The organism is Streptomyces sp. NPDC005181, assembly GCF_040608395.1.
Classification (GTDB): domain Bacteria; phylum Actinomycetota; class Actinomycetes; order Streptomycetales; family Streptomycetaceae; genus Streptomyces.
The window spans coordinates 42597-54700 of the sequence record NZ_JBEXID010000049.1 but is presented as its reverse complement, the minus strand read 5'-3'; the positions used below and the strand labels follow the sequence as shown (position 1 = coordinate 54700).

At 71.5% G+C, this 12104-nt stretch carries 16 protein-coding genes; 6 read left to right on the top strand and 10 right to left on the bottom strand.

Annotated elements, in window-relative coordinates:
* Window positions 1-117: 117 nt before the first annotated feature.
* Both ABZV38_RS26600 and ABZV38_RS26595 read left to right on the top strand, forming a co-directional pair.
* Window positions 118-771 carry a class F sortase gene (locus ABZV38_RS26600; protein WP_356330937.1) on the top strand — a complete coding sequence of 218 codons (654 nt, stop codon included), beginning with the start codon at window positions 118-120 and terminating at the stop codon, window positions 769-771.
* 321 nt (window positions 772-1092) lie between these two features.
* Window positions 1093-1554, top strand: coding sequence for a universal stress protein (locus ABZV38_RS26595; protein ID WP_356330933.1), 462 nt, complete (start codon window positions 1093-1095; stop codon window positions 1552-1554).
* 40 nt (window positions 1555-1594) lie between these two features.
* Here ABZV38_RS26595 and ABZV38_RS26590 read toward each other — a convergent pair whose 3' ends face one another.
* Entirely contained in the window at window positions 1595-2008 is a 414-nt protein-coding gene (locus ABZV38_RS26590; protein WP_356330931.1) for a hypothetical protein, read from the bottom strand.
* Between ABZV38_RS26590 and ABZV38_RS26585 the strand changes: the two genes are divergently transcribed.
* A complete protein-coding gene (locus ABZV38_RS26585; protein ID WP_356330929.1) occupies window positions 1959-2606 on the top strand; it encodes a glycoside hydrolase domain-containing protein in 648 nt (215 codons plus the stop codon). The two genes, ABZV38_RS26590 and ABZV38_RS26585, sit on opposite strands and share 50 nt — an antisense overlap.
* 253 nt (window positions 2607-2859) lie before the next feature.
* The gene (locus ABZV38_RS26580) at window positions 2860-3432 is read left to right on the top strand and encodes a sigma-70 family RNA polymerase sigma factor (protein WP_356330927.1); all 573 of its coding nucleotides are present in this window, start codon (window positions 2860-2862) and stop codon (window positions 3430-3432) included.
* On the opposite strand, the gene ABZV38_RS26575 is transcribed toward ABZV38_RS26580, so the two are convergent.
* Complete coding sequence (locus ABZV38_RS26575; RefSeq protein ID WP_356330925.1) at window positions 3363-3563, bottom strand: zf-HC2 domain-containing protein; 201 nt, start codon at window positions 3561-3563, stop codon at window positions 3363-3365. The two genes, ABZV38_RS26580 and ABZV38_RS26575, sit on opposite strands and share 70 nt — an antisense overlap.
* 129 nt (window positions 3564-3692) lie before the next feature.
* Here ABZV38_RS26575 and ABZV38_RS26570 point away from each other — a divergent pair, with 129 nt between their 5' ends.
* Window positions 3693-4232 carry a hypothetical protein gene (locus tag ABZV38_RS26570; protein WP_356330923.1) on the top strand — a complete coding sequence of 180 codons (540 nt, stop codon included), beginning with the start codon at window positions 3693-3695 and terminating at the stop codon, window positions 4230-4232.
* Between the two features lie 37 nt (window positions 4233-4269).
* On the opposite strand, the gene ABZV38_RS26565 is transcribed toward ABZV38_RS26570, so the two are convergent.
* The 4 genes from ABZV38_RS26565 to ABZV38_RS26550 form a co-directional block, all read right to left on the bottom strand.
* Window positions 4270-5499, bottom strand: coding sequence for a histidine kinase (locus ABZV38_RS26565; protein ID WP_356330921.1), 1230 nt, complete (start codon window positions 5497-5499; stop codon window positions 4270-4272).
* 79 nt (window positions 5500-5578) lie between these two features.
* On the bottom strand, window positions 5579-7060 hold the full coding sequence (locus ABZV38_RS26560) for a cation acetate symporter (protein WP_356330919.1): 1482 nt from the start codon (window positions 7058-7060) through the stop codon (window positions 5579-5581).
* Complete coding sequence (locus ABZV38_RS26555; RefSeq protein WP_355996560.1) at window positions 7057-7419, bottom strand: hypothetical protein; 363 nt, start codon at window positions 7417-7419, stop codon at window positions 7057-7059. Before ABZV38_RS26555 ends, ABZV38_RS26560 begins: the two co-directional genes overlap by 4 nt.
* A gap of 62 nt (window positions 7420-7481) precedes the next feature.
* Window positions 7482-8249: a LytTR family DNA-binding domain-containing protein gene (locus tag ABZV38_RS26550; protein ID WP_356330917.1), complete on the bottom strand. Its 768-nt coding sequence runs from the start codon at window positions 8247-8249 to the stop codon at window positions 7482-7484.
* Between the two features lie 36 nt (window positions 8250-8285).
* Here ABZV38_RS26550 and ABZV38_RS26545 point away from each other — a divergent pair, with 36 nt between their 5' ends.
* Complete coding sequence (locus ABZV38_RS26545) at window positions 8286-8999, top strand: zf-HC2 domain-containing protein (RefSeq protein WP_356330915.1); 714 nt, start codon at window positions 8286-8288, stop codon at window positions 8997-8999.
* 27 nt (window positions 9000-9026) lie between these two features.
* On the opposite strand, the gene ABZV38_RS26540 is transcribed toward ABZV38_RS26545, so the two are convergent.
* The 4 genes from ABZV38_RS26540 to ABZV38_RS26525 are packed head-to-tail and all read right to left on the bottom strand — an operon-like array spanning window position 9027 to window position 12093.
* On the bottom strand, window positions 9027-9887 hold the full coding sequence (locus tag ABZV38_RS26540; RefSeq protein WP_356330913.1) for a DNA-formamidopyrimidine glycosylase family protein: 861 nt from the start codon (window positions 9885-9887) through the stop codon (window positions 9027-9029).
* Between the two features lie 34 nt (window positions 9888-9921).
* Window positions 9922-10779: an amidohydrolase family protein gene (locus ABZV38_RS26535; RefSeq protein ID WP_356330911.1), complete on the bottom strand. Its 858-nt coding sequence runs from the start codon at window positions 10777-10779 to the stop codon at window positions 9922-9924.
* Window position 10780: 1 nt separating this feature from the next.
* Complete coding sequence (locus ABZV38_RS26530) at window positions 10781-11092, bottom strand: L-rhamnose mutarotase (RefSeq protein ID WP_030973703.1); 312 nt, start codon at window positions 11090-11092, stop codon at window positions 10781-10783.
* A gap of 2 nt (window positions 11093-11094) precedes the next feature.
* Complete coding sequence (locus ABZV38_RS26525; RefSeq protein WP_356330909.1) at window positions 11095-12093, bottom strand: aldo/keto reductase; 999 nt, start codon at window positions 12091-12093, stop codon at window positions 11095-11097.
* Between the last annotated feature and the right edge of the window lie 11 nt (window positions 12094-12104).

The following is a 12104-nucleotide window of genomic DNA, read 5'->3' as shown; positions in this document are numbered from 1 at the left end:
CGAATACGCCCAGTATGAGGACGCTCCTCCGCCTTGCGATGCACCGCATCTGACGCCGCGCGCTGATCCACCAGGGATTACGGGACAGCCCTTAGCGTCGCAACGAAGGGAGAAACCATGGGCCGGGACCACTGGCGCGTCGAGCGGACCAGATACTCGCCCTGGGGCGCGCTCGCCCTGGTATTGCTCACCGGCCTCGCCCTGGTGCGGAACGGTCCGGACCCCTCACCGGACCCGCCCCACCCGGTCGCCGCCTCGGCCGACCGTCATCAGGGCGCCTCCGCCGCCCCTCCGGCGGGCGCCGCCGTGAAGCCGCTGGCGTACGCCCCCGCCTCGCGCGTGGTCATCCCTGCGATCCGGGTCGATGCGCCGCTCGTCGATGTGAACCTGGAGCCGGACGGCTCGATCGGGACACCTCCTCCGCAGGATCCCCAGCTCGCGGGGTGGTACCGGGGCGGTGTCGCACCGGGCCGGCCGGGCACCTCGGTCCTCATCGGCCATGTCGACACCGTGGCGGGGCCCGCCGACTTCCACAGTCTCCGTTCGCTGGAGAAGGGCAACCGGATCGAGGTGCCCCGCCGCGACGACCGGGTCGCGGTTTTCGAGGTCTACGCGGTCGAGGTGTTCTCCCCGGCCGACTACCCCGGCGACCGGGTGTATCGGGACACGGGCCGGGCGGAACTGCGTCTCATCACCCACGGCGGCTCCACGACAGCCGACGACCACGACGGCGATGTCGTCGTCTTCGCCCGCCTGGTCGCTACCCGCTGATCGGAGGGCCGAGGAGCCGCCGCTCGCTCGACTGCGGTGCGGCACCGTGACCCGCCCGGGCCGGCTCCGGGCAGTCATGCGGACGACAGCAGCGGCGCCGGGCCGACGGCCGGCGGAGCAGCATTCTGCGCCCTGGCGGCCCCTGCGCATTTTTCATGACCAACTGCTCGCATGCCGGCTGTTCGTCCCCTCTCAACGACGCCGGATACGGGGGGCTTTGCACCCAATGGGGGAGCGCACCCAAGGTGACCGGCGGCTCCGGCCCCGGCTGCGGGGCAGCCCGGGCCGGGAATGGCGGCGGGAGCGGCTAACCTCACTGCCGTGACAGACCAGCAGCCTTCCCAGTTCGAACGTGGCACGGACGGTCCAAAAGTGATCGTCGCGGGCCTCGACGGGTCCGATTCCTCGATGCGCGCCGCCGCATACGCCGCCGGGCTCGCCCGCCGGCAGAACGCCCTGCTCGCCCTCGTCTATGTGCAGCCGGTGATGCCCGCGGGCGCCGCGCTCGGCGCACCGGTCGGCGATGCGACCGGCGAGATCGCGGAGAGTCTGGTGAGCGAGATCCGGGCGGCGACCGAACGACTGAAGGACATATGGGATGTGCGCTGGGAGTTCCACACCTTTCGCGGCGATCCGTACAACGGGCTGGTCACCGCGGCCGACGAGCTGAGGGCGGATGCCGTCGTGGTGGGCGCGTCGGAGTCGGCGGGGCACCGGTTCATCGGTTCGGTGGCGATCCGGCTGGTGAAGGCGGGGCGCTGGCCCGTCACCGTCGTTCCGTAACCGGCCGACGGCGTCGCGGCGGGCCCCGCCTTCCGTACCGTCAGGCGTTCTTCTCGATGGACTTCTGGAATTCCCGGGCCATCTGGTCCAGCCCCTTGGAGCGCCACTCGGTCCAGAACGGCTTCCACTCGCCGATCTTCTTGCGACCGCTGACGATGTCGTTGACCAGGTCTGTGGCCTCGGTCGACATGCGCCCGTAGTGCTCGGTGTACGCGTCGGAGTAGTGGCCCACCGTCGGGTTGGCGATGGCCGTCTCGATGAGCTTCTGCTCGACGGCGTATATCGCCTTGACATCCTCGGGGCCGTGGGTGCCGGGGAAGGCCGAGGGCAGCAGCGCGAACGGTGCGGTCGTCGCGGTCGCCAGTCCGCTGTAGAACCCCTCAACCTGCTGCTTCCCCTTCTTGGTGCGCTGCGGGAAGCCCTGCTCGTCAGCCCTGGCCCGCTCCGGGGACACGGCGCCCCTGATCGATCTGCACTCCTGCAACCCGTACCGGGAGCCGGACGGTTTCGCGTCCAGCGCCAATCTGTACGCGGAACTGATGCCGTACACCGACCGGCTCTGGCTGGGCGAGCTGTTCGACTACGAGGGGACCGATCCCGCTTACTGGCTGGTGGAGCTGTCCGGGATTCCGTTCGGGCTGATGGGCGAGATGCTGCAGGGTGGCGGCAACCCGCGGCGGGGCCCGGTCTTCGGAATGACGGCGCGCGCCCCGATGACCGATGTGCGGCCGATGTGGCGGGCCTTCGACGAACCAGGGCTGCCCGAAGCCGAGTTCACCGGACGGTGGGCGGACGAGCCTCCCGTGACCACCGGCCGGGACGATGTCCTCGCCTCCACCTGGAGGGGCCCCGGCGGGACGGTGACCGCGGTCGCGTCATGGGCGGCGGAACCGGTGGGGTGTGTCCTGACGGACGCCGACGGCCCGGTGGCGGCGTATGCGCCCGCGATCGAGGGTTTCCAGCCGGAACGCCACTTCGCAGCGGGTGCCGGTGACGCCGGGACGTGGCTGGCTGCTGTCCGTACGGCCGGCTTCTGTGCCCCGCTGACCTGACCGTCCTCGGCCGCGGCGGCCGAGGACGGTGCGGCCGAGGACGGTGCGGCCGAGGACGGTGCGGGGGGGCGCCGAACCGGGCCCCTGCACCCGTTCGGCGTCCGCCCGACCGTTCACCGCACCATTCGCCGCTCGGTGCGACCGCTCGTCGCACGCCTCGGTGCATCTGCTGTTCGTCTCGGCTCGAATGCGTTCGTATACGGCGCAGGCAGCGGCGAGGCGGCAGGGGCCTCCGCGGGGAAAGGCGTGCACGATGACCACGACGACGACCGATGAGCAGGCCCTCGCAACAGTGCAGCGCGAACACGGTCCCGCACTCCTTCACTTCCTGCTCGGTCTGACCTTCGGCGACCGGCAGCGGGCCGAGGACCTCCTCCAGGAGACGCTGGTACGGGCCTGGCAGCACCCGGAGGCGTTCGACGGTCCGTACGACTCGATGCGGCCCTGGCTCTTCACCGTGGCGCGGCGCCTCGCGATCGACGCGCGCAGGTCCCGGCAGGCCCGGCCGGCCGAGGTCGGCGACATCGCGCTGGAGAGCGCCCCGGGCCGGGAGGACACCACGGAGTCCACCGTCGCCGCGCTCGATGTGCGCGAGGCGGTGAGCACGCTCAGCCCCGAGCACCGTGCGGTGCTGGTCCAGATATATTTCCGCGGGCTGAGCGTGGGCGAGACGGCGCACGCGCTCGGCATTCCGGCGGGCACGGTCAAGTCCCGCTCGTACTACGCGCTGCGCCTGCTCTCCCGTAATCTGCCCGGCTACTCCCCGAGCAGGTCCTCCTCGCTGACCAGGCCGAGCAGGGCCGCGGCCTCCGCGACCTCCACGTAGTCGGCGACGCAGCCGTCGCACTCCCGCAGATGGCGGCAGACACCGCGGGTCTCCCGTGGCGTGAGTGCGTCGAGAACATAGGCGCCGAGCAACTGCCGCACATGCGGGCCCTCCCCGGGATCGGCGGTCATCGCAACCTCATGTCTGTGCTGTGACGGATCCGGTCCGACGGATCCTGTCCTTCTGGCCACGCGGGGCGCGCTCCCCCGGTTCAATGCTGCGTGTAGCCCGGTGCCGAGAAGAGAAAGAGGCGAGACGGGATGCGTCCGGAACGTACGGATGGAACCAGTGGGGGCGGGCTGCTGGTCCCGATGGCCTGGATGTACGCCGAGTACATCGCCGATGAGCTGCTGCGGACCGGCGATCTGATGGAGCCGTCGACGCTGGAGTACCGAGCAGGGCGCGATGCGCTCGCTCTGACCATTTTTCTCTCCGACGGAGGCGCGGTCGATGCCCTGCCCGCGACCCGGATGGACGAGCTGCGGCTGCTGACCGCGTACGGGACGGCGTGGCGCGGATGGGTCTGCGAGCGGCTCGACGCCATGTCGGCGGCTCCGGTCCCGGCATCGGACGGCGAGCGGGGCGGACCGGACCCCGATCTGGCGCTGGCCCGCGTCGCGTGGCGGTGGCTGGAGGAGACCGAGCTGCTCGCGGCCGACCTCGATGCGATCGGTCCGGCTCCGTGGGAGCCGGTCGGCGTCGAGGAGGACGAGGAGTGGCCACAGGAGACGGCCCAGGTGTGGACGCCGGCCTGGCAGCTGGGGCTGTCGCTGGGGCATCTGGCGATCCACCTGTACTGACCGCTGCCGACCTGGCGGATGCCGCCCGTGGCGGCGGTCACGAACCGTGCACCCCGGCGCGGTACTTGGGCAGCCGCACGGTGATCTTCATCCCTGCGCCGATCCCCGTCTCGATGACGAGCCCGTAGTCGTCGCCGTACACCTGGCGCAGCCGCTCGTCCACGTTGAGCAGCCCGATGCCGGTGGAGGTGCCGCCCTCGCCGCGCAGGATCTGCCGGAGCCGTTCGGGATCCATGCCGGTGCCGTCGTCCTCGATGACGACCTCTGCCTCCGAGCCCGCGTCCAGGGCGCTGATGGTGATGCGGATCGGGGTCTCCCCTGCTCGAACGGAGTCGAGAGCCCGGGGAAGGGCGACGGCGCCTTCGAGGCCGTGCTTGACCGCGTTCTCGACGAGCGGCTGGAGGCAGAGGAACGGCAGGGCGACGGGCAGCACTTCGGGGGCGACCTGCAGCGTGACCGAGAGCCGCTTGCCGAAGCGGGCCCGTACGAGCGCCAGATACTGGTCGATGGAGTGCAACTCGTCGGCGAGAGTGGTGAAATCGCCGTGGCTGCGGAACGAGTAGCGGGTGAAGTCGGCGAACTCCAGCAGCAGTTCGCGGGCCTGTTCGGGGTCGGTCCGGACGAATGAAGCAATGGCGGCAAGGGAGTTGAAGATGAAGTGCGGGGATATCTGGGCGCGCAGGGCCCTGATCTCGGCCTCGATGAGCTGGGTACGGGACCGGTCGAGTTCGGCGAGTTCCAGCTGTACACAGACCCAGCGGGCGACCTCTCCGGCCGCTCTGGCCAGCACCGCGGACTCACGCGGGGCGTAAGCGATCAGGGTGCCGAGAACCCGGTGGTCGACGGTCAGCGGCACGGCGACGGCCCAGCGGAGCGGGCAGTCGAGGTCGTCGCAGCCGCTGTGGAAGGCGGTGTCCCGGCCGCTGGCGAGGAGGCCCCGCACCTGGTCCATGACCTGCTTGCCGTGGTGGTCGCCCTCGCCGTCCCAGACGAGCACCCGGTCCCGGTCGGTGAGACAGAGCGCATCGGTGCCGAGCAGGGAGCGCAGCCTGCGGGCGGACTTGCGGGCGCTCTCCTCGGTGAGTCCTGCGCGCAGCGGGGGCGCGGCGAGCGAGGCGGTGTGCAGGGTCTCGAAGGTGGCGTGCTCGACGGGGGTGCCGACGTCGCTGGTACGGACGGGACGGGCAGTGCGGCGGCCGAGCAGAAAGCCGCCGCCGAACAGCAGGAGTACGAGCAGGACGAGCACGGCGTATCCGGCCCCGGTCATGGCTGTCCCCCGGTCATCGCGGCCCCCGGCGCATCGCGTGCCTCAGTCATCACGGCCCCCGGTCATCGGTGTCTTCCGGTCATCGGTGTCGTCCGGGCATCAGCGCTTCCGGCAGGTGGAAGCGCGTCATCGCGGCGTTCGTCCCGGGAGGGATGCGGCCGGGCGTGGCGAGCGACACCAGGACCATCGCGAGGAAGCCGACCGGCACCGACCAGACGGCGGGCCAGGCGAGCAGCGTGTGCGGCCATCCCGGCGGGCGCACCGCACCGCTGACGGTGATGGCGACGGACAGGAACGCCGAGCCGCCGCCGAGCAGCAGTCCGGCGATCGCGCCGGGCGGGGTGAGCCGCCGCCACCAGATGCCGAGCACGAGCAGCGGGCAGAACGACGACGCCGATACGGCGAACGCCATCCCCACCGAGTCGGCCACCGGTACCCGGCTGACCATCAGCGAACCGGCCAGCGGCACACACATGGCGAGGACGGTGGCCAGCCGGAAGTGCCGCACCCCGCGCGACGGCAGGACGTCCTGGGTGATGACTCCGGCGACGGCCATGGTGAGTCCGGAGGCGGTGGACAGGAACGCGGCGAACGCGCCGCCGGCGATGAGCGCGCCGAGCAGATCCCCGCCGAGCCCGCCGATGACCCGCTCGGGCAACAGCAGCACCGCCGCGTCCGCGTCTCCGCCGTGGATCAGCTCGGGGGCGTACACCCTGCCGAGCGCGCCGTACACGGGCGGCAGCAGATAGAACGTGCCGATGAGGGCGAGCACGACGACGGTGGTGCGGCGGGCGTCGCGGCCGTTGGGGCTGGTGTAGAAGCGGACGACGACATGCGGCAGCCCCATGGTGCCGAGGAACGTCGCGATGATCAGCCCGTACGTGGCGTACAGCGGATGGTCGGCGCGGAAGACGGACAGTTGCTCGTCGAAGGAGCTCCGGGGCCGCCCGCTGCCGTGCCAGGCCAGCACCAGGAAGATCGCGGGGACGAGGAGCGCGGTCAGCTTCAGCCAGTACTGGAAGACCTGGACGAAGGTGATGGACCGCATGCCGCCCGCGGCGACTGCTATCACGACGACCGACGCGACGAGCACATCGCCGAGCCAGCCGGGCGCCCCGGTCAGGATTTTCAGGGTGAGCCCTGCGCCCTGGAGCTGCGGTACGAGATAGAGCCAGCCCGCCCCGACGACGAGGACGCTCACCAGCCTGCGCACCTGTCGCGATTCGAGCCGCCCCTCGGCGAAGTCGGGCAGGGTGTACGCCCCCGAGCGGCGCAGCGGCGCGGCGACGAACACCAGCAGCAACAGATAGCCGGCGGTGTAGCCGACCGGGTACCAGAGCATGTCGGGGCCGTGCACGAGCACCAGGCCGGCGATGCCGAGGAAGGAGGCGGCGGAGAGGTATTCGCCGCTGATCGCTGCGGCGTTGAGCCGGGGCCGGACGGTGCGGGAGGCGACGTAGAAGTCCGAGGTGGTACGGGAGATGCGCAGCCCGAAACCGCCGACGAGGAGGGTGGTGAGAACGACGACGGCCACGGCCGCCACCGCGTACGTCCGGCTCACTGTGCGGGGCGGCCTTCCACGAGCCGGGCGAAGTCGCGCTCGTTGCGCTCGGCCCGCCGCACGTACCACCAGGCGATCAGGGTCAGCGGCGGATAGGCGGCGAAGCCGAGGACCGCCCATACGACGGCAGCGCTGTGCAGGGCTTCGAAGACCAGCGGGAGCGTACCGACGACCACGGCGAGGACACCGAAGGCGGTGAGTCCGGCGCGCAGCTGACTGCGCATCAGCGAGCGGACATAGGCGCCACCGAGCGCGGTCTGCTCGTCGATCTCCGACTGGGTGCGGTAGCGCGGCAGCGGGCGCACCCGCCGGGGCTCCCCCGTCACCACTTCGCGCCGGGGCGTCGACTCTGCGGACATGGGCCCGGAGTGTACGCAGCCGGGGGCGCCCTGGGAAGGGCTCGAACCCGGGTAGGCCCTGGTCAGCGGCCGGTCTGCCGCATCAGCAGGTCGCGCAGCGCACGGGTGTGGCGTCGGCTCACAGCGAGCTCCGCGGTGCCGATACGAACGCTCATGGTGCCTGCGTCGAGCCGCAGTTCGTCGATGCGGGCGAGAGAGACGAGATGACGGCGGTGGATGCGCACGAAGCCGCGCGAGCGCCAGCGCTCCTCAAGGGCGGTGAGGGGAATGCGGACGAGGTGGCTGCCGGTGGCGGTGTACAGCCGCGCGTAGTCGCCCTGCGCTTCGGCATACGCGATGTCGTCGATCGGGATGAACCGGATGACTCCGCCGAGTTCGACGGGTATCTGGTCGGCTGCGGTGTCGTGGACGGACGCGGAGTGGGCAGGCACGGAGCGGTCGCCGATTTGTTCGGCGGCGCGGCGGACGGCTTCGGAGAGCCGTTCGCGGCGCACGGGCTTGAGGACGTAGTCGACGGCCTTGAGGTCGAAGGCGTGGACGGCGAAGCCTTCGTGGGCGGTGACGAAGACGATGAGCGGGGGCGCGGCGAATCCGGCCAGCAGCTGGGCGACGTCGAGTCCGGTGAGGCCCGCCATGTGGATGTCGAGGAAGACGACGTCGATGGCGGAAGGGTCGTCGGGTCCCGCGTCGACGGCGCTGCCGATCCGGCGCAGCGCCTCGGTGGCCCCGGTGGCGCCCTCGGCGCTGCGGATGCGCGGATCGGCGCGCAGGAGGTAGAGCAGCTCCTCCAGGGCGGGTGCTTCGTCGTCGACGGCCAGTACGCGCAGCATGAGGCCGGAGTGTAGAGCGTGTGCGGTGGAGTTGGCTTGAGTGATTCGCGGACCGGTTCCGTACCAGATGGCATGCGCATCCCGGAACCCCATCGCAATGTCGGCGCCTATGCACTGGGCGTGCTCGGCGCTGCCGATGCCTTCCGCTTCGAGGAGCATCTGGCCCAATGTCCCCTGTGCACGGTCCGGGCGGCGGAGTTCGGTGCGGTGACTGCAGTGCTCGCGGAGCATGCGCGGCGGACTCCGCCGGGGGTGGATCCGGTGGTGCGGGCGGGTCCGGAGCTGATGCGGCGTGCGATGGGTGCGGTGGCGGACGCGCGGCGCAGGAGCCGCAGACGGCGGCTCGCGCTGGTGGCGGCGGCGGTGGTGGTGGTGGTCCTCGCGGTGGGCGGGCCGCTCGTGGTGGTCGGTGAGTCGGCCGGATCGGGCGGGCCGCCGGGGCAGGCACAGGTGCAGCGGTGGGCAGCGGCCGACCGGTCCACGGGGGTGGCGGCCGTGGTGACCACCGGGGCGAAGGAGTGGGGCACGGATATCGGCCTGGAGGTGTCGCGCGTGCCGGTGGCGGGGGTGTGCGCGCTGGTCGCGGTGGGGCGGGACGGCAGCGAGGAGACTGTCACCACCTGGTCGGTGACCGGCCCGGACGAGAAGCCCGTGTCGGTGCAGGGCGGGGCTGCGTCGGACCCGGCCGCCATCGACCGTTTCGAGATCCGTGCGGCGGACGGACGGCGGCTGCTGCAACTCACCCGCTGAGGTGCCGATCATGAGCGCGGCGGCGCGCTATTTGAGCAGCTTGGAGAGCCGGCGGTCGGCCAGCGGTTTTCCGCCGGTCTGGCAGGTCGGGCAGTACTGCAGCGACGAGTCGCTGAACGAGACCTCCCGGATGGTGTCCCTGCAGACCGGGCACGGTTCGCCGGCGCGGCCATGGACGCGGAGCCCGCTCTTCTTCTCCGCCTTCAGCTTTCCGGCCGCAACGCCGCTGGAGCGTGCCACGGCGTCGTGGAGCGTCGTGAGCAGCGCGGTGTACAGCCGGGTGGTCTCGTCGTCGGTGAGGCTCGCGGTCGGTTTGAACGGTGACATCCTCGCGGCGTGCAGGATCTCGTCGCTGTAGGCGTTGCCGATACCCGCGATCAGCGATTGGTCGCGCAGAGCGCCCTTGATCCGGCGGCGTTCCCCGGCGAGCAGCGCGGCGAACGCGTCTCGGTCGAAGGCGTCGTCGAGCGGGTCGGGCCCCAGGCGGACGATGCCGGGCACCTCGGCCGGGTCGCGCACCAGATATACGGCGAGGCGTTTGGTGGTGCCCGCCTCGGTGAGGTCGAAGCCGTCGCCACCGGTGAGTACGGCGCGCAGCGCCAGGGGTCCCTTGCCGGGGCGTGGCGGGGCGGCGGGGAAGCTGTCCTTCCAGTGCAGCCAGCCGGCCCGGGCGAGATGGGTGACCAGATGCAGCGGGCCGACGCCGATGTCCAGGAATTTGCCGTGCCGGGCGACGCCGGTGACGGTGTCGCCCTCCAGTGCGGTGAGCGGTGGGTCGTAGGTCTTGAGCACGCTGACGGCGAGCGGCAGGACGCGGGCGATCTCCTTGCCGACCAGGTTGTTGTCGAGAAAGACCCGCAGGGCCTCGACCTCCGGTAGTTCGGGCATGGTTCCCAGGGTGCCGCAGCCGGCGGGCCCGTGCCTACCGGAGTCCGTACACCCGCTCGGCGGTGGTCGCGAAGACCGCCTCCCGCTCGTCCTCGGCAAGGTCTTCGGTAAGGGTGCGGGCGGCGTCGACGACTTCCGCGTAACTCGCCGCGAGCCGGCAGACGGGCCAGTCGGAACCGAACATCAGCCGGTCGGGCCCGAACGCGTCGAGAACGGTGTCGGCGTACGGGCGGAGGTCGTCGACCGTCCACGAGCGCAGGTCGGCTTCGGTGACCAGGCCGGAGAGTTTGCACACGGTGTTCGGTCGGCCGGCCAGAGCCTGGAGATCGTCCGCCCAGGGGTGCAGGCTCCGGGTGGCGATGGGCGGCTTGCCGGCATGGTCTAGTACGAAGGTGAGTTCGGGCACCAGGGCGGCGGCCCTGACGGTGGCGGGCAGCTGACGGGGCTGGACGACCAGGTCGTAGACAAGTCCGGCGGCGGCCACGGCGGAGAGCCCGCGGCGGACGTCGGGGCGCAGCAGCCACTCGGGGTCGGGTTCGCCCTGGACCTGGTGGCGGATGGCGACGAGCCGGTCGCCGCCGGGGAGTTCGCGCAGTACGGCGAGCGTGTCGGCGATGTCGGGCGCGGTGAGGTCCGTCCAGCCGACGACGCCCGCGACGAGGTCGTTGCCGTCGGCGAGGGCGAGAAACTCGGGGGTCTCCTCGGGGACGGTGACGGTCTGGACGAGGACGGTGGCGTACACCCCCGCGGCGCGGGCCTCGGGCTCCAGGTCGGTGAGGGTGAAGGTGCGGGCGAGAGGGGCCAGTTCGTCCCCGGTTATCCACTCCTGATCGCGAACCGCCAGGTCCCACACGTGGTGGTGGGCGTCGACGATCCATTCCCGGCCGGTCATGTCACAGCTCCCAGGCGACGGGGAGACCGGCTGCGGCGCCGTCCGACGAGTAGTCGTGGGCGACATCGAGGAGCTCGTCCATCCGGGCCTGCCAGGCGACGTTGACGGGAAGCTGCTCCAGCTCGGCTAGGAGCCGGGCGTAGTCCGCGCAGTCGATGACATGGAAGAGGTCGGTGCCGCTGCGCCAGATCGTCCACGAGGTGGCGCCCGCCGCGCGGATCGCGGTGGTGAGCTCCGCGGGGACTTCGCGGTGCGCTGCCTCGTACTCCTCGATGCGGTCGGCGCGGACCTTGGTGTGCAGGGCGATCCTCATGATCAGCGTCCGTCCTCGGTGAGCGGGCCCTCGGAGAGCAGGCCCTCGGCGCGCAGGTCGTCCCAGAGGACGTCCGGGATCTCGCGGGAGAGCAGGTCGGCGGCGTCGTGCATCTCGTCGGGCGAGCGGGTGCCGACGAGCACCGTGGCGACGGCCGGGTGAGCGAGCGGGTAGCGCAGCGCTGCGGCGCGCAGCGGGACGCCGTGTGCCTCGGTGACGGCCTTGATACGCAGGGCCCGGTCGAGCAGGGCCGGCGGGGCGGCGGCGTAGTCGTAGGTCGCGCCGGGGCGCGGGTCGGCCAGCAGCCCGGAGTTGAAGACCCCGCCGACGACGACGCTGCGGCCGCGGGCGGCTGCTTCGGGCAGCAGCTCGGCCAGCGCGGACTGGTCGAGGAGGGTGTAGCGGCCGGCGCAGAGCACGGCGTCGACGTCGGTGTCGCGCAGGAAGCGGGTGAGCATCGCGGTCTGGTTCATGCCCGCGCCGATGGCGCCGACGACGCCTTCCGCGCGCAGCTTCTCCAGGGCCGGGTAGGCCGTGCGGAAGGCTGCCTCGGCGTGGTCGTCCGGGTCGTGCAGATAGACGAGGTCGATCCGGTCGAGGCCGAGCCGTTCGAGACTGTCCTCGATGCTGCGGCGTACGCCGTCGGCGCTGAAGTCCCAGCGGCGGCGGTGGGTGGCCCGTACGGCGAAGCCTTCGGAGAGACCGTCGGCCGCGGCCGGCTCGCCGTCCGGCAGGGGGTCGAGTACCCGTCCGACCTTGGTGGACACCACATACGCGTCACGGGGCCGGGGGCGCAGGACCTCACCGAGCCTGCGTTCGGAGAGACCGAGCCCGTAGTGCGGTGCCGTGTCGAAGTAGCGGACGCCCTTCTCCCAGGCGGCGTCCACGGCAGCGGCAGCCTGCGCGGGATCGACCTCGTGGAAGAGATTGCCGATGCCGGCCGCCCCGAAGGACAGCTCGGTCACCTCGACCGCACTGCTTCCCACCCTGTTTCGCCGCATGCCGGTGCCGC

What these genes read in the sequence shown, in the direction of transcription:
- ABZV38_RS26525 (WP_356330909.1), bottom strand. Translation starts at nt 12,093, where the DNA reads ATGCGGCGAAACAGGGTGGGAAGCAGTGCGGTCGAGGTGACCGAGCTG.
- ABZV38_RS26575 (WP_356330925.1), bottom strand. Translation starts at nt 3,563, where the DNA reads ATGACCGCCGATCCCGGGGAGGGCCCGCATGTGCGGCAGTTGCTCGGC.
- ABZV38_RS26550 (WP_356330917.1), bottom strand. Translation starts at nt 8,249, where the DNA reads ATGCTGCGCGTACTGGCCGTCGACGACGAAGCACCCGCCCTGGAGGAG.
- ABZV38_RS26540 (WP_356330913.1), bottom strand. Translation starts at nt 9,887, where the DNA reads ATGCCCGAACTACCGGAGGTCGAGGCCCTGCGGGTCTTTCTCGACAAC.
- ABZV38_RS26570 (WP_356330923.1), top strand. Translation starts at nt 3,693, where the DNA reads ATGCGTCCGGAACGTACGGATGGAACCAGTGGGGGCGGGCTGCTGGTC.
- ABZV38_RS26555 (WP_355996560.1), bottom strand. Translation starts at nt 7,419, where the DNA reads ATGTCCGCAGAGTCGACGCCCCGGCGCGAAGTGGTGACGGGGGAGCCC.
- ABZV38_RS26580 (WP_356330927.1), top strand. Translation starts at nt 2,860, where the DNA reads ATGACCACGACGACGACCGATGAGCAGGCCCTCGCAACAGTGCAGCGC.
- ABZV38_RS26530 (WP_030973703.1), bottom strand. Translation starts at nt 11,092, where the DNA reads ATGAGGATCGCCCTGCACACCAAGGTCCGCGCCGACCGCATCGAGGAG.
- ABZV38_RS26535 (WP_356330911.1), bottom strand. Translation starts at nt 10,779, where the DNA reads ATGACCGGCCGGGAATGGATCGTCGACGCCCACCACCACGTGTGGGAC.
- ABZV38_RS26565 (WP_356330921.1), bottom strand. Translation starts at nt 5,499, where the DNA reads ATGACCGGGGCCGGATACGCCGTGCTCGTCCTGCTCGTACTCCTGCTG.
- ABZV38_RS26600 (WP_356330937.1), top strand. Translation starts at nt 118, where the DNA reads ATGGGCCGGGACCACTGGCGCGTCGAGCGGACCAGATACTCGCCCTGG.